Raw genomic sequence first — 14,963 nt, 5'->3', positions numbered from 1 at the left:
CCCGAACCGGAGTCTTCGATGTCCCTGACCGCCCCCGCCCTGAGCGCGACCGTGAAGTCGCCGCTGGATCTGATCGGCAAGACGCCGATGGTGGAGGTGACGAAGATCGACACCGGCAAGTGCCGGCTGTTGCTGAAACTGGAGTCCCAGAACCCCGGCGGCTCGATCAAGGACCGGATCGCCGTCGAGATGCTGGATGCGGCCGAACGCGAGGGATGGCTGAAGAAAGGCGGCACGATCGTCGAGGCGACGGCCGGCAATACCGGCCTGGCCCTGACCCTGGTCGGCCGCGCTCGGGGATATAAGGTGCTGCTGGTCATTCCGGACAAGATGTCGAAGGAAAAAATCCAGCATCTGCGAGCCATGGGCGCCGATGTTCGCCTCACCCGGTCGGATGTGCCGCACGGTCACCCCGATTACTATACCGACATGGCCGAGCGCCTGGCCCAGGCCATTCCCGGCGCCTATTACGTCAACCAGTTCGCCAACCAGTCGAACGCCGAGGCCCACGTGAAGACGACGGGGCCGGAGATCTGGGAACAGACGGGCGGCGACATCGACGCCTTCGTCGCCGGCATCGGCTCGGGCGGGACGATCACCGGCGTGGCGCGCTACCTGAAGAGCGTCGGCTCCAAGGCGCAGATTATTCTGGCGGATCCGGTGGGATCGACCCTGGCCGGCATCGTCAACGACGGCGTGCCGGGGCCGGACGGCAGCTATACGGTCGAGGGCATCGGTCAGAACTTCGTGCCCGATACGGCGGACATGAGCCTGATCGACAAGGCCTATTCGATCCCGGACGCGGAAGCCATCGCCACGGCGCGCGAACTGCTGCTGAAGGAAGGCATTCTGGCCGGATCGTCTTCGGGCACTCTGATCGCCACGGCCCTGCGCTGGTGCCGCGAACAGACTGAGCCCAAGACCTGCGTCACCTTCGTCTGCGACACCGGGGCCAAGTATCTGTCCAAGGTCTATAACGACGCCTGGCTGGCGGATCAGGGCCTGGGCGAGCGCGAGCTGCACGGCGACCTGTCGGACCTGATCAACCGCAAGTACGAGCGGGGCGACGTGGTCGTGGCCGGGCCGGGCGACACCCTGGACACGGCCTTCAAGCGGATGAAGGGCGCCGACGTCTCCCAGCTGCCGATCATCGAGGACGGGCGTCTGGTCGGCATTCTGGACGAGAGCGATCTGGTCCATGTGATGAACACCGACGAGATCACCCGCAAGGAGCGGTTCGCCAAGCCGGTCGCCGACGCCATGACGCGCGATCTGGACACGGTCCAGGTTAATGAGCCGCTGGACGCCCTGATCCCCCTGTTCGACCGTGATCGGGTGGCCATCGTGCTGGACGGCGAAAAGTTCGTGGGCCTGATCACCCGCACCGACCTGATCAACCACCTCAGCCTGAACCGGTAAGAACCATGGCCGACAAGAAGAACAGCCAGGGTTTCTCGACCCGCGCCATCCATGCCGGGCAGCATCCCGACCCGACCACGGGCGCGGTGATGACGCCGATCTACGCCACCTCGACCTACGCCCAGGAAAGCCCGGGCGTAAACAAAGGCTATGAATACGCGCGGGGCAAGAACCCGACGCGCGAGGCGTTCGAGGCCTGTATCGCGGACCTGGAGGGCGGCACGCATGGGTTCGGCTTCGGCTCGGGCATGGCGGCGACCTCGACGGCGCTGGAGCTGCTGGACGCGGGCGATCACGTCGTGACCGGCGATGACCTGTACGGCGGTTCGTGGCGGCTGTTCGAGCGGGTGCGACGGCGGAGCATGGGGCTGGACTTCACCTATGTGGACCTGAGCGACATCGCCGCGGTCGAGGCGGCCATCACGCCCAAGACGAAAATGCTGTGGGTCGAGACGCCGACCAACCCGCTGATGAAACTGGCCGACATCGCCGCCCTGTCGACGGTGGCCAAGGCGCATGGCCTGCTGCTGATCGTGGACAACACCTTCGCCACGCCCTTCTGCCAGCAGCCGCTGAGCCTGGGGGCGGATGTGGTGATGCACTCGGCGACCAAATATCTGAACGGCCATTCGGACATCATAGGCGGCGTGCTGGTGACGGCCGATCCCGAGCTGGCGACGCGGATCAAGTTCCTGCAGAACTCGGTCGGCGGCGTCATGGGGCCGTTCGACGCCTTCCTGGCCAACCGGGGCCTGAAGACCCTGGCGCTGCGGATGAGAGCGCACTGCGAGAACGCCCTGACGGTGGCGCGCTGGCTGGAGACCCGCAAGGGCGTGTCCAAGGTCATCTACCCCGGCCTGATCGCCCATCCGCAGCACGAACTGGCGGCGCGCCAGATGCGCGGCGGTTACGGCGGCATGGTTACAGTGATCCTGGACGGCGACCTGGAGCGGACCAAGCGGGTGCTGGAGCGGGTCGAGGTCTTCACCCTGGCGGAGTCGCTGGGCGGGGTCGAAAGCCTGGTGAACCACCCGGCCATCATGACCCACGCCAGCGTGCCCAAGGAGGTGCGCGAGGCGGGCGGCGTGACCGACAACCTGATCCGCCTGTCGGTCGGCGTCGAGGACGTCGAGGACCTGATCGCCGATCTGGATCAGGCCCTGGGCTGATCTCAGCCGGACGGCAGAGCCGTCTGGTGGCCGGTGACGGGGGGCAGCTTCTTCTTGGGGGCGGCGCGCTTCGCAGGCGGAGCCTTGGCGTGCTTGGGCAGGGCGGCGCGGCGGGCCAGTTCGTCGTCGATGACCGGCAGGATGTCGCTGGCGGCCATCACCTGGGTGGAGGCGCCGTGTTCGACCAGACGAGCGGCGTTGGCGCGCAGGGTGGTCAGATCGGCGTCGGTCATCGTGGGGATCATGTCGGCGAGCGGGGTCATGTCGTCATCCGTGCAGAATGGCTTCAGGGCCGGCGCGCGAGGCGCCAGCCCTTCAGCTGATTGAAGGCGATCTCGACCACGACACGGTCGCCGAGCAGCGACACGCCGTTCGGCGCGCCCAGGGTCGGCAGGACCGTGACGATGTGGCCGTTGTCCAGGCGGACCTTCCGGCCGCCCAGAGGCAGGAGCTTCGTCACCTCGCCGTCGAAAGCGATGGCAGGCGAGCCAAGAAGCTTGTCCTACTCCGCCGCCGAAAGGCGACCGGCGGATTCCTTGCCGGAGCGCTGGTCGCGCTCGATTTCGTAGCCGATCTTCTGGCCTTCGTTCAGCGAGCCGAGGCTCGAGGTTTCGACGGTCGAGGCGTGGACGAAGACGTCCTTGCCGCCGTCATCGGGGGCGATAAAGCCGTAACCCTTGGTGGGATTGTACCATTTTACAGTGCCGGTAGCCATTTGGAGACCTCCGTCTGGCGTTGGCCGCAGGGAGGAATCCCTGGTCGGCCTGTCGGGTCTGAATGGGATCGGCGTTTGGACCTCGGCGCGTGATGCAAAAGGAGCAGCGGCGTTACGCAGAGAGATCGACACTGTTGATATGGGCGCTCACGGCGGAGAATCAAGGAGCATGGCTTCGAAACAGGGACGTGGTGCGGAACCTTGGAGCTCAGCGCGACAGATGAGATACAAGCGTTGCTTTCAGGCGCCGCTTTATTTCTGGCGTCATAGTGGCGAACAGCCCCTGCGCATCTTGCGGTATGTGCGCCATTGGGTCCTCACCATCCGGGCGGAACAGGTAGTGGTCAAAGACTGCGCGCCAAGCTTGTCTTTCGCGCGGGGGCAAATCTCGAAGTGTCAGCAGACCATGTAGAAGACTGAATATAGGCGCTTCGGTGTAGGCTGGTGCATCACGCCACCAAAAGTTGATCATTGCGCTGAATGGGTCCAGGGATTCGACGTGGTGTATGCAAAGGCTGGGCATATACAAGCAGTCGCCGGGCTCAAGTTCGGCGACTTGTGCGTGCTGCATCGCCTCTGCGAACCGAGGGTGGCGCTCGAGGTCTGGTTCTATGAAATCAACAAGACTGATTGGCTGGCCCGAGAGAGTAAAATCAACGGGTCCAAAGTAAAGATTCCGGATTTGCTCGATCGGGAAGAGTGTGAAGCGACGCCGACCCGCGACTACACATGCCAGGTTCTGTGGCAAATCCCAATGAGCTGCCGTCCTGACACGGTTTCCGATCCAGAGCGAAACTCGCCGCTCGCCCTTGCCGTCCAACAGAGGCATGGGAGTCTCCGGCATGAGCGCCGGAAGATGGCTAGCGAGAGGCACGCCGCCAGCATAGAATCCGGGAGGCTCGGGATCATCGTGGTGCCGCATTAACCTGTCCAGCAGAACGGCAAGTGGCGCCTTTTCTTGGGCGTGATTGAAGCCCCTCAAGTCGTGGCTATAAAAAAAACGTCCCTTGATTTCCGGCGAGCCAGTCCAGATTACGGTCGGGTCGGATGTGGCTGCCGCTCGGACATGATTGTAGAGCTCTCGATGAGATCTCAAGCCTAGCGATACCATAGGCCAGTTCGACACTAGCCCCCGCATTATAGCTGGCCGGCCCGTGGGAACGATCTGCGTTTCGAAAACGTCGCGGCTAACGTTCGAGTATACCGGAATGACGTGGGTCATATAATCTTGTGTGTCCACGTATTGCTTCAGGAGACGAGGCGACTATTGGACGAGAGGCATTGAGCATTGCGTAGGATGACCCGCTCAAAACAACGTTCAGCCGCCGTTCTCAGGCAATGTGCATTGAGTGCCCACGTCCGCATTAGCGTTCGAGGCTCTCACAAGGCGCGCAGCCTCAGCCAGTTTTTGACAATCGTAGATTGTCACCCGAGCGCCGCTCACCAATACGTAACCAAGGCCGCTGGCACAAGCGACTTCGAAAAGGTCGCGGCGATCCTCGGTGCGTCCAACCTTTACAGCATTCGAGACGTCGCAGGGCTCTGTTGTCTGACTCATCAAGCGCTGCGCCTGGCGGCGAATGCGGTCGCGTTCGGCGGGGGAGTAGGATTGAAGCCGTCGATTTGCCTCAAATTGTTGAGCGGCCGTTTGACCCGGCTGGCGACGTTCATTCTGCTGAGCTCGGACGGAGCCTTCATCTGTGAATTGCGGGAAGCCGGATTGGGCTGACGCCGCTGAAGCGCCGAGCATGGCACATGCGCCGAATACGAATGCGATTTTCATTTGAACCCTCCGGTCACGACGGTCTCAGATATACATTCTGTCGTCAAGAACGGCGCTATTCTTATGGCGGGGGCGCGGGTCAGAAGGCGTAGGCGACCTGGGCCACGAGGGCGTCCTCGTACTGCTCGCCGAAGGTATGAGCGTCGGTGTCGTGGTAGCGGAGGTCGAGGTCGAGGGCGTCGGTCAGGGCGTAGGTCACGCCCACGTTCCAGCCTGCATAGTCCGGGCTGTTGTCCTGTTCACGTCGGCCCAAGGCGGCCGAGCCGTCGAGGCGGGGCGTGAAGGCCCAACCCAGCTCGGCCTCTACCCAGACATAGGACCGGGTCGAACCGGGGGCGTCGGGTGCGTACTGGACCAGCAGGGCGGCCTGGGCGGGTCCGACGGCGCGGCTTACCACGGCGCTCAGCTCCACGCCGTCGGCGTCATAGCCGGCCTCGACATCGAGGCGGCGCTTGTAAGCGACGTTGAGGTCGAAGGCGTAACCGAAGGCCTCAGGCCGATAGCCGACGATCCAGTCCGTCTCGATGTTCGAGCCGCCCGCCTGGATGGTCTGGAATCCGGGCGAGACATAGATCAGGCCGTCGGCGCTCTCCCAGGCGGCATAGGCGGAGACATAGCCGTTATTGCCCGACTTGGAGGCGGCCTTTGAGCGGTTGTCCGTCCCTGCGCCGACCTCGAACGACCAGGATGAGGACGGGCCCGAAGACGGGTCCGACGACTGGGCCAGCACGGGGGCGGCGACAGCTGCGAAGGTCGCAGCTAGGACGAGGCGGGCGGCGCGTGTGTTTCGGATCATGGGGGCTCCAACGCGCGAACCGCGCGAAAGAGCCCCTTAGCCTGTCGGGAAGCGGGCTGAAAACTGTTCCGTAGCCTGAGCGAACTCTTGTCGCAGGCGGGCGACCAGTTCGGCGGTCGGAACGACGTCGTGGATGGCCCCGGCGCCCTGGCCGGCGGACCAGACCGTCTTCCAGGCCTTGGCCTCGTCGCCCATGTCCAGCTTGTGCTCGGGCAGGTGTTTGGGATCGATCCCGTTTTCGACCAGGGACTTGGTCATGAAGTTGGCCGGGATGCCCGAGACCGCAGGGGTGTGGACGATGTCGGTCGCGCCGCTGTCGATGACCATCTGCTTGTAGGCTTCGGGCGCCAGGGCCTCGGTCGTGTTGATGAAGCGGGTGCCCATATAGGCGAAGTCGGCGCCCATCATCAGGGCGGCGGCCACGTCCTGGCCCGTGGAGATGGCGCCGGCCAGGATGATGGTCCCGTCGTAGAAGGACCGAACCTCGTTGATCAGGGCGAACGGATTGATGATCCCCGCGTGGCCGCCCGCGCCGTTGGCCACCAGGATCAGGCCGTCGACGCCCGCCTCGGCCGCCTTTCGAGCGTGACGAATGTTGGCGATGTCGTGGAAGACCACGCCGCCGTAGCCGTGAACCGCATCCACCACGTCGCGCACGGCGCCGAGGGAGGTGATGATCAGGGGCACCTTCTCCTCGACCGACACCATCATGTCGGCCATCAGCCGGGGATTGGTCGGGTGGACGATGTGGTTGACGCCGAAGGCGGCGGCGTCGGGGGACAGGCGACCCTTGATCTCCTGCAGCCAGTCCCGATAGCCCTCGGTGGTGCGCTGGTTCAGCGACGGGAAGGTTCCGATGATCCCGGCGTTGCAGGCCTCGACCACCAGATCCGGCCCCGAGACCAGGAACATCGGGGAGGAGATGACCGGCAGGGTCAGGCCTTTTTGAAGCGAAGCGGGAATGGCCACAGGCGTCTCCTTCAGTTTCGTTTCAGGACGCATACCGGGCTGTCGTGGCGTAAGGCAATCCGTTCCGAAGTCCGACCGAAACCTTCAGTCTGTCAGGAAAGGCGCCAGCAGGGGATGGGCCAGGACGGGCGCGGCCAGACGAACCACGGCCTGCGGATCTTCCAGCCGGACGGCGGCGGTGGCGTCGGCGACGATGAAGTCGGCGTGGGTGCGCGACGGCTCGGTCAGCCGCTCATGGCCCGGCCGCACGGTCGCCAGATACTGGGCCACGACCGAATCCGCCGACCGACCCCGCTCGGACTGGTCGCGCAGCAGGCGCCGGATGAAGCGGATGTCGGCGGGGGTGTCGACGAAGACCCGGATGTCAAACAGGGCGGTCAGCTCGGGCGTACAGAGCACATGGGTGCCTTCGACGATCACCACCTCGGCTGGCGGGATCGGTTCGCCGCCCGGCTCGCGTCCATGATGGATGAAGGAATAGACGGGCGCGGTCACGCCCCGACCCGACTTCAACGCCTTCAGGTCTGTGATCATCAGCGCATGGTCGCGCGCGGCTACATCGTCGAAGTCGAAGGTCGCGGGGTCGAAGCCGGGCAGGGCGGCGGCGTCCTTATAATAGGAGTCTTCGCGCACCAGCACGGCCGCCCCGTCGGGCAGGCTGGACACAAGCGCCTCCGCCAGCGTGCTCTTACCGGAGCCGGAGCCCCCCGTGATTGCGATCAATATGGCCATGGACGGCCTTCTACGGCGCCGGCCGGCGCATCGCCAAGCGCCGGTCCGACGGGGCGATCGGTCGCGCGACGGCGCGCCGGGCTCGCATTGCTTATCGCTGATCACCCCTATAGCGTCTCATCAAGCGTCGCGGGCGAGCAGACGCATCAAGGGACAAGGAAGACGCACATGCTGGGATTGATGCAGGATTGGCCTCTGACGGTCGATAAGATCCTCGACCATGCCAAGAACTGGCACGGCGACCGCGAAGTGGTCACCCGTTCCGTCGAAGGCCCCATCGTCCGCACCACCTACAGCCGGATTCACGACAGGGCCAAGCGGGTGTCCAACGCCCTGAAAGCCTGGGGTATCGAGCCCGGCGATCGCGTCGCCACCCTGGCCTGGAACACCGACCGCCATATCGAGACCTGGTACGGCGTCATGGGCATAGGCGCGGTGTGCCACACCCTGAACCCCCGTCTGTTTCCCGAGCAACTCGTCTATATCATCAACCACGCCGAGGACCGGGTCATCTTCACCGACCTGACCTTCGTGCCGCTGCTTGAAGCGATTCTGCCTCACATCCCGAAGGTCGAGCGGGTCATCATCATGACCGACGACGCCCACATGCCGCAGACCCGGCTGCCGCGCGCAGAATCCTATGAAAGGATCGTGGCTGACCAGTCCGCCGACGTCTTGTGGGGCGACTTCCCGGAAAACACCGCCTGCGGCCTGTGCTACACCTCCGGCACCACGGGGAATCCCAAAGGGGTGCTGTATTCGCACCGCTCCAACTTCCTGCACACCTTCATGGCCCTGCAAGCTTCGGTGGTTGGGGGCAAGACCAGCGACGTCATACTGCCGGTGGTGCCCATGTTCCACGCCAACGCCTGGGGCATCGCCTTCGTCGGTCCCGCATCGGGCTGCAAGCTGGTGATGCCGGGCGCCCGGATGGACGGGGAGGCTCTGTATGAGCTGCTCGAGACCGAGGGCGTCACCTTCTCGGCCGCCGTGCCCACCGTGTGGCAGGGGCTTCTGGCCCATATGCGGCAGAACGGATTGAAGCTTTCTACGGTCAAGCGCGTGCTGATCGGCGGTTCGGCCGTGCCGGAAAGCCTGATCCGAGCCTTCCACGACGATTATGGCGTCGAAGTGCTCCAGGGCTGGGGCATGACCGAGACTTCGCCGATCGGCACCCTGTCGAACATGACGCCGGAGACGGCGGCCCTGCCGTTCGAGGAACAGCTGAAATACCGCACCAAACAGGGTACGCCCCCACTGGGCATAGAACTGGCGCTGAAGGACGACGCGGGTCAGAGCCTGCCGCATGACGGGGCCACCTTCGGCCATTTGATGGTCAAGGGGCCGACGGTCGCCCGCGCCTATTTCCGTGAGGAGAGCTCGATTCTGGACTCAGACGGCTTCTTCGATACGGGCGACGTCGCGACCGTCGACGAGCTGGGCTTCATGCAGATCACCGACCGGTCAAAGGACGTGATCAAGTCGGGTGGGGAGTGGATCAGCTCCATTGAGATCGAGAACATCGCCGTCGGCCATCCCAAGGTCGAACTGGCGGCGGTGATCGGCGCCCCTCATGCCAAATGGGACGAGCGCCCGGTCCTGCTGGTCAAGCTGAAGGCGGGAGAGATCCTGAACAAGCAGGAGCATCTCGACTTCCTGAAGGGCAAGATCGCCAAATGGTGGATGCCCGACGACGTGGTGGCGCTGGACGAGATCCCCCTGGGCGCCACAGGCAAGATCGACAAGAAGCTTCTGCGCGAGCGGATGAAGGACTATCGTCTGCCCGACGTTCAGCCCGCCTGACCTGCCGGAGCGCCGATGCGATCGACCAAGCCCGTCCCCGCCTTGATCCCTGTCCTGACCGCCGTAACGGCGGCGGCCCCGGTCCTGGCGGTGGCGGCCATGGCGGCGACCCTGTTCGGCGGGGTCGATCGGGCGGTCACCTATGATCTGCTGACCTGGACGGTGGGGCGGGGCATGGCCTGGGTCGGTCTGGGCGCAGCCTTGACCGTGACGGTCCTGGCTCTGCGGGACCTCGGTCGCCGTTGGGTCTATGCCGTCACGGCTCTGGTCCTGGCGGGAGGCGTCCTGGGCGTCTTCCTCTATCAAGGCGCACGGCTGGCCCAGCCTACGCCGCGTGACGTCAGCACCAGTGTGGAAGAACCACCGGCCTTCAGCCGTTTGGCCGCCCTTCATCCTCGCGCGAATGACGTTCAGGGGATGCAGGCCTGTCCCGCCGCCCGCTCCATTCCCTCGCAGATCTTGGCGCAGCAGGCGGTATCGGCCCTGGTGGACGCTGGTTTTCCAGTGGTTCGCGCCGCGACCTTCGAGGTCGAGGGGGTGCATGAGGGCGCCTGGTTCGGCTTCGCCTATGACGCGGTGATCCGCATCCGGCCCGGACGGACCGACATTCGAGTTGCAGCGCGCGATCCGCGCCCCGACGGCGGCGCAACCTGCCGTCTGATGGGCAAGATCGTCGCGGCCCTGGAGGAGGAAGTCCGCTAGAGCATGATCGTTTCGGACGGAACCGCGCAGCGGTTCCTCCTCAACGGATCAGGCTCTAGGCCGGACGAAACTCCGCCGTCACGCTGGGCGGGCCCGAAACGGTCGCCGTCCCGTCTTCGACCAATTTGATCAGATGGGCCAGGACCGACAGGGCGGCGGCCGGCCACAGCCGCTGATCCACGGCGGCGTAGAGAATCGGCGTCATCTCCGCCGCCGTTCGGTCGCCCGCCCTCAACCGCGCCGCCACCTGGGCCTCGCGCTCCAGCCTGTGGGCGCGATAGGCTGACAGAAAGGGCCCAGGGTTCGTCACAGGGGCGCCGTGCGTGGGCCAGAGAGTGGTGAAGTTCCGCGCGATCACGGCGTCCAAGCTGGCCATATAGTCGCGCATGTTTCCATCCGGCGGCGCCACCACCGTGGTGGACCAGCCCATGACGTGGTCGCCGCTGAACAGGGCGTTCTCCTCCCGTAGAGCGAACGCCATATGGTTTGAGGCGTGGCCGGGCGTGAACAGGGCCTCCAGCGTCCAGCCGTCGCCCTCGATCCGTTCGCCGCCCGTCAGCACCCTGTCGGGGGCGAAGTCCGCATCCTCATCCTCATCCAGCGCGCCCGAGGCGTGGGTTTCTCGCAGCGGGGGCCGCGCCGCGAGAATCGTCGCCCCCGTACGATCGGCGAAGGGGCGGGCGAGGGGGGCGTGGTCGCGGTGGGTGTGGGTGACGAGGACGTGGCTCACTACACGTCCCGCCACCGCCGTCAGCAGGGCGGCGAGATGCGCCTCGTCCACAGGGCCGGGGTCGATCACCGCCACCTGCGCCTCCGGCTCCGCCCGCCCGACGATATAGGTCCCCGTCCCCGTAAAGGTGAAGGGGCCCGGATTGTCGGCGATCACCCGCTGAATCAGCGGCGAGACCTGATCGCGCCGCCCATAGGCGAAGTCGAAATCGCGAACGAAGGGAATCACGCCGCCGCCCCCGTCCTCTGGCGCGACCCTTGCCTTAACTCCTCGGTAACCTTCGCCGGAGCGCCCATCATGGCTCGTTCGATCGCCTTCGCTGTCTCAAATCGGCTCCAGCCTATCGCGGCGGCGCTGCTGTGTCTCATGGCGGCGCAACTCGTCACAGCGTCGTGCACGCCCGAGCCGGCGCCTTATGCGTCGAGGGTGGCGGTGGAGCGGTAGCGTACACCCAGAGGTGCCATCTCAACGTCGTGGAGTTTTGCACTTAGCTCATTTGGAAGCCATTATTGTTCTGCAATTTTGGGATGAGAGGATAATCCATGCCCAAAGAACGCTACGAGGTGCAAAATGGCTTCTTAGTGGCGCTCACGGTCATGGTGTGGCCTTATTGAGACAATCTCACGACTAATAGGTTACGGAGGCGTAATAGTCGTAGCTTCGATGGGTTCACTGACTAAGGTCTCCTTCGATCCGCGCGCATGGGGGCGCGGCATATCGAGCAACTCGTGAGCCGTCGCCGCGAGTTGCGTTTTGGAGGACTTGATTTGAAAACCCAAACAATTCGAGAGCGTCTGCTGACGGGCACGATGATTGGAGGCGTGGCGATGTTCGCGGCCGCCATCGTCCCGGCCGCCACCGTTTTGGTTGCGCCCACGAACGCTCTTGCGCAGGCTTCCGCCACGCAGGGCGCCATCGCGGCCAATGTTAGGGATACCTCTGGCGCCGCTGTCGCGGGCGCGACCGTCACGGTGACATCGACGGATCAGGGCTTCAGCCGCACGTTTACCACGGACGCCTCTGGCGCTTTTCGCGCGGTCGCGCTGCCGCAAGGCAATTATACGATCGCCATCTCGGCCCCGGGCTATAATGCGTTTTCTGACAATGTGGACGTTTCGGTCGGCGGCACGTCGTCCTTCACCTTCACCATTGGTCGAGAAAACGCCACGACGGTCGGTGACATCGTCGTCGTAGGTACGCGCCGAGCTGTGTCCGAATTTGACGCCACGACGACGGGTCTGAGCGTCAACGTCGAACAACTGACGGCCAATACGCCGATCGCTCGGTCCGGAACGGCATTGGCGCTTCTCGCGCCCGGCGTGACTGCCGGTGATGCCGCATTTGGCGGCATCCCGGCGATTTCCGGCTCTTCGGCGGGGGAGAACACTTTCTTCGTCAACGGCCTGAACACCACGGACTTCGTGAGCTTCTTGGGCGGCGCCAGTGTGCCCTTCGAGTTCTACGAAACGTTCGACGTCAAGACGGGTGGTTATTCTGCGGAATTCGGCCGGGGCACCGGCGGGGTCATCAATGCTACGACCAAATCTGGCGGCAACGAATGGAAGTTCGGGTTGACGTCGTACTGGGAACCGGAAAGCCTGCGCGAGTATCAGCCCAATACATATCTCGCGCTGAACGAAAACGATTATCGCGAGTCTTGGGATGTTATCCTTGAGGCGGGCGGTCCCATCATCAGCGACCGTCTCTTTGCCTATGGTCTGTACAATGTGCGCAACCGCGAAGCGTACGACCAGAACACCAGCGGCCTTGGTTTCCGGACGAAGGACGACACGCCGGTTTACGGCGGAAAGGTCGACTTCATCATAGCGGATGGTCACCGCCTGGAAGGCACCTATTTCACCGACCACGTTGAGCAGGAAACCGAACAGACGACCTTCTTCGCAAACAACGCGGGTTCGAGGTCGGATGGCGTTTACAACTTCGAGAGCGGCGGCGATAATTACGTCTTCCGCTACACTGGTGTTTGGACCGACTGGCTGACCACTTCGCTGTCTTACGGCGTGACGGAAAACCGTACCGTCAGTTCTTCGCCTGAAGACGGCAACCCGGTGATCATCGATATTACCGGCTTCGACTACAACGGCGATGGTATTCTGGACGTTGAGAACACGCTGACGGCCCAGCGTGGCAATTGGTTGATCGGCTCGCCGGGCACCAATGACGACCGGCGCGAAATGCTGCGCTTCGACGTCGATGCCTATGTGTCGCTGTTTGGTCAGCACCACTTCCGGGCTGGTATCGACAATGAAGATCTGGAAGCCAGCCAAACGCTGTCTCGCTCGGGCTCGGGCTTCAACATCTGCCGGTCCTCGCCGATCAACACCGCGACGAACGAAGACGCCCTTGTCTGCTCTGGCGAGCGGACCGGCGGCGTGGCTTACCGCTACCAGACGCCCTTCACCGCTGCGAACGCTCCCGCTGGACGGCCTGATCTCATCGGTTCGCCGCGCCGCGTGCGGGTTGAAGTCTACGATAATTCTGGCTCGTGGACTTCGACGCAAAACGCCTGGTACGTGCAGGACAGCTGGGAAGTCACCGACCGGCTTACTCTGAATCTCGGCGTCCGCGGCGAAAGCTTCGAGAACGCCAATATCAACGGCGAAACCTTCGTCGACATCAAAAATCAGATCGCTCCGCGGCTCGGCGCCACATTCGACGTTTTCGGCGATCGTCAGGCTAAGCTGTTCGGCTTCTACGGGCGCTACTATCTGCCCGTCGCCGTCAACACGAACCAGCGCTTGGCCGGTCGGGAGCTGTACTTCCGCGATACGTACAATCTGAATGTGTTGAACGGTAATCTCGCCATCGACGCCAACCAAGACGGCATTCGTGACGACAATGAACAACCCATCTTGGGCAGCCTGTTCTCGGAAGTCACCCTCGCTGACGGCACGACCAAGCCGATCGCAACTCAGGTCGCTTCGAACCTTGATCCGATGTACGTTGATGAGTTCATCATCGGCTATTCGCAACGGTTCGGCGGTTATACGGCCGGCGTGACTGCGACTTACCGCGATCTGGGTCGTGCCATTGACGACATCGCCATCGACTCGGCTCTGCAGCAGTACTGCGAACAAGCTGGCGGCGGTCTCTCGGCGGCGAGCTGCGCCGGCGTCTGGTCGGGCTTCCACCAGTACGTTCTGGCCAACCCCGGCGAAGACGTCACTGTCACCCTGGCGGGCTCCGACTTGGCCGCAGCTTCGGGCGGCTTGATCACTCAGGATCGTGTCGTCGATCTGGCGGCGGATGACCTGCGTTTCCCGAAACCTGTCCGGGAATACAAGGCCGTCGAGTTCTCGCTGGAACGCGCTTTCGATGGCGTGTGGGGCGGCCGGGTCAGCTACGTCTGGTCTGATCTGGAAGGCAATTATGAAGGCGCTCTGAAGTCCGACAACGGACAGGCTGACCCTGGTCTTACTCAAGACTACGACGTGCCTGGCCTGGCGGACGGCGCGTTTGGCAAGCTGCCGAACCACCGCGAACATGCCTTCAAGGCGTATGGCAACTGGCAGGTGACGCCGAACTTCAATATCGGCGCCAACATCCTGATCGAGTCGCCGCGTCAGTTTGGCTGTCAGGGGGTTCACCCGGAAACCGACCCGAACACCGACGACGACCTGTTCGCCGCCTTCTACGGCGCCGCGTCGTGGTACTGCGACTTGGACGGCGACGGAACGTCAGAGGCCACGCCTCGGGGCTCCGTGTTCAAGAGCGATTGGCTCAAGGTCGTGGATTTGACCTTCGCCTATACCCTTCGTGATCGTTGGGGCATTCCGGGCGACGGCGTCACGCTGCGCGCGGATGTGTTCAACATCTTCAACCAGCAGGCTGAACTCGACTTCAACGAATTCGGTGAAATCGACATCGGCGCCTATCCGGGCCCCGGTCAGGTAAACCCGAACTTCGGCAAGGTCACCGCCTATCAGACGCCGCGCTATGTGCGTCTCAGCGCTTCGGTCAAGTTCTAAAAGACCGTAGCGGTGACGAGAGAGGAGCGGGCCTGCGGCCCGCTCCTTTTTTGTTTTGAAAACGAGATCCGATCTTTTGAGCAATAAAACTCGGCAGTTTTTATCCTCAAATTGATGCCGCCGCACTGGCGCCATCTTGGCGGTGGAGCGTTACAG

General features: G+C 63.6%; 14 protein-coding genes. 5 read left to right on the top strand and 9 right to left on the bottom strand.

What is annotated here, in order from left to right; genetic code table 11:
* Window positions 1-18 precede the first annotated feature (18 nt).
* Together JMT67_RS05070 and JMT67_RS05065 are read left to right on the top strand one after the other, a co-directional pair.
* Window positions 19-1,419: a pyridoxal-phosphate dependent enzyme gene (locus JMT67_RS05070; RefSeq protein ID WP_152950640.1), complete on the top strand. Its 1,401-nt coding sequence runs from the start codon at window positions 19-21 to the stop codon at window positions 1,417-1,419.
* 5 nt (window positions 1,420-1,424) lie between these two features.
* Window positions 1,425-2,588: a cystathionine gamma-synthase gene (locus JMT67_RS05065; protein ID WP_201462860.1), complete on the top strand. Its 1,164-nt coding sequence runs from the start codon at window positions 1,425-1,427 to the stop codon at window positions 2,586-2,588.
* A 2-nt stretch (window positions 2,589-2,590) separates the two neighbouring features.
* Here JMT67_RS05065 and JMT67_RS05060 read toward each other — a convergent pair whose 3' ends face one another.
* The 8 genes from JMT67_RS05060 to udk form a co-directional block, all read right to left on the bottom strand.
* Complete coding sequence (locus tag JMT67_RS05060; protein WP_201462859.1) at window positions 2,591-2,851, bottom strand: hypothetical protein; 261 nt, start codon at window positions 2,849-2,851, stop codon at window positions 2,591-2,593.
* A 23-nt stretch (window positions 2,852-2,874) separates the two neighbouring features.
* The gene (locus JMT67_RS05055; protein ID WP_152950636.1) at window positions 2,875-3,048 is read right to left on the bottom strand and encodes a hypothetical protein; all 174 of its coding nucleotides are present in this window, start codon (window positions 3,046-3,048) and stop codon (window positions 2,875-2,877) included.
* 42 nt (window positions 3,049-3,090) lie between these two features.
* Window positions 3,091-3,303: a cold-shock protein gene (locus JMT67_RS05050; RefSeq protein ID WP_183214771.1), complete on the bottom strand. Its 213-nt coding sequence runs from the start codon at window positions 3,301-3,303 to the stop codon at window positions 3,091-3,093.
* 208 nt (window positions 3,304-3,511) lie between these two features.
* Complete coding sequence (locus JMT67_RS05045; protein ID WP_183214770.1) at window positions 3,512-4,525, bottom strand: cupin-like domain-containing protein; 1,014 nt, start codon at window positions 4,523-4,525, stop codon at window positions 3,512-3,514.
* A gap of 96 nt (window positions 4,526-4,621) precedes the next feature.
* Window positions 4,622-5,086 carry a hypothetical protein gene (locus JMT67_RS05040; RefSeq protein ID WP_183214769.1) on the bottom strand — a complete coding sequence of 155 codons (465 nt, stop codon included), beginning with the start codon at window positions 5,084-5,086 and terminating at the stop codon, window positions 4,622-4,624.
* Window positions 5,087-5,165: 79 nt separating this feature from the next.
* On the bottom strand, window positions 5,166-5,882 hold the full coding sequence (locus JMT67_RS05035; protein ID WP_183214768.1) for a TorF family putative porin: 717 nt from the start codon (window positions 5,880-5,882) through the stop codon (window positions 5,166-5,168).
* Between the two features lie 36 nt (window positions 5,883-5,918).
* The gene (locus JMT67_RS05030) at window positions 5,919-6,851 is read right to left on the bottom strand and encodes an NAD(P)H-dependent flavin oxidoreductase (RefSeq protein WP_201462858.1); all 933 of its coding nucleotides are present in this window, start codon (window positions 6,849-6,851) and stop codon (window positions 5,919-5,921) included.
* Between the two features lie 84 nt (window positions 6,852-6,935).
* The gene (udk, locus tag JMT67_RS05025; protein WP_054766158.1) at window positions 6,936-7,583 is read right to left on the bottom strand and encodes a uridine kinase; all 648 of its coding nucleotides are present in this window, start codon (window positions 7,581-7,583) and stop codon (window positions 6,936-6,938) included.
* Between the two features lie 168 nt (window positions 7,584-7,751).
* Here udk and JMT67_RS05020 point away from each other — a divergent pair, with 168 nt between their 5' ends.
* Window positions 7,752-9,386, top strand: coding sequence for a long-chain-fatty-acid--CoA ligase (locus JMT67_RS05020; protein WP_201462857.1), 1,635 nt, complete (start codon window positions 7,752-7,754; stop codon window positions 9,384-9,386).
* A gap of 15 nt (window positions 9,387-9,401) precedes the next feature.
* Complete coding sequence (locus JMT67_RS05015; RefSeq protein ID WP_201462856.1) at window positions 9,402-10,088, top strand: DUF1499 domain-containing protein; 687 nt, start codon at window positions 9,402-9,404, stop codon at window positions 10,086-10,088.
* A 55-nt stretch (window positions 10,089-10,143) separates the two neighbouring features.
* Here the strand turns inward: JMT67_RS05015 and JMT67_RS05010 are convergent, their stop codons facing one another.
* Complete coding sequence (locus JMT67_RS05010) at window positions 10,144-11,046, bottom strand: MBL fold metallo-hydrolase (protein ID WP_201462855.1); 903 nt, start codon at window positions 11,044-11,046, stop codon at window positions 10,144-10,146.
* Between the two features lie 500 nt (window positions 11,047-11,546).
* On the opposite strand from JMT67_RS05010, the gene JMT67_RS05005 reads away from it, so the two are divergent.
* Window positions 11,547-14,807: a TonB-dependent receptor gene (locus JMT67_RS05005; RefSeq protein ID WP_182713536.1), complete on the top strand. Its 3,261-nt coding sequence runs from the start codon at window positions 11,547-11,549 to the stop codon at window positions 14,805-14,807.
* The last annotated feature ends 156 nt before the right edge of the window (window positions 14,808-14,963 follow it).

The sequence above is a fragment of the Brevundimonas aurantiaca genome (assembly GCF_904830995.1).
Taxonomy (GTDB): domain Bacteria; phylum Pseudomonadota; class Alphaproteobacteria; order Caulobacterales; family Caulobacteraceae; genus Brevundimonas; species Brevundimonas aurantiaca.
The sequence above is the reverse complement of the archived record's forward strand: the minus strand, read 5'-3'. Positions and strand labels throughout refer to the sequence as shown.

What these genes read in the sequence shown, in the direction of transcription:
- JMT67_RS05040 (WP_183214769.1), bottom strand. Translation starts at nt 5,086, where the DNA reads ATGAAAATCGCATTCGTATTCGGCGCATGTGCCATGCTCGGCGCTTCA.
- JMT67_RS05045 (WP_183214770.1), bottom strand. Translation starts at nt 4,525, where the DNA reads ATGACCCACGTCATTCCGGTATACTCGAACGTTAGCCGCGACGTTTTC.
- JMT67_RS05020 (WP_201462857.1), top strand. Translation starts at nt 7,752, where the DNA reads ATGCTGGGATTGATGCAGGATTGGCCTCTGACGGTCGATAAGATCCTC.
- udk (WP_054766158.1), bottom strand. Translation starts at nt 7,583, where the DNA reads ATGGCCATATTGATCGCAATCACGGGGGGCTCCGGCTCCGGTAAGAGC.
- JMT67_RS05070 (WP_152950640.1), top strand. Translation starts at nt 19, where the DNA reads ATGTCCCTGACCGCCCCCGCCCTGAGCGCGACCGTGAAGTCGCCGCTG.
- JMT67_RS05035 (WP_183214768.1), bottom strand. Translation starts at nt 5,882, where the DNA reads ATGATCCGAAACACACGCGCCGCCCGCCTCGTCCTAGCTGCGACCTTC.
- JMT67_RS05065 (WP_201462860.1), top strand. Translation starts at nt 1,425, where the DNA reads ATGGCCGACAAGAAGAACAGCCAGGGTTTCTCGACCCGCGCCATCCAT.
- JMT67_RS05015 (WP_201462856.1), top strand. Translation starts at nt 9,402, where the DNA reads ATGCGATCGACCAAGCCCGTCCCCGCCTTGATCCCTGTCCTGACCGCC.
- JMT67_RS05060 (WP_201462859.1), bottom strand. Translation starts at nt 2,851, where the DNA reads ATGACCCCGCTCGCCGACATGATCCCCACGATGACCGACGCCGATCTG.
- JMT67_RS05050 (WP_183214771.1), bottom strand. Translation starts at nt 3,303, where the DNA reads ATGGCTACCGGCACTGTAAAATGGTACAATCCCACCAAGGGTTACGGC.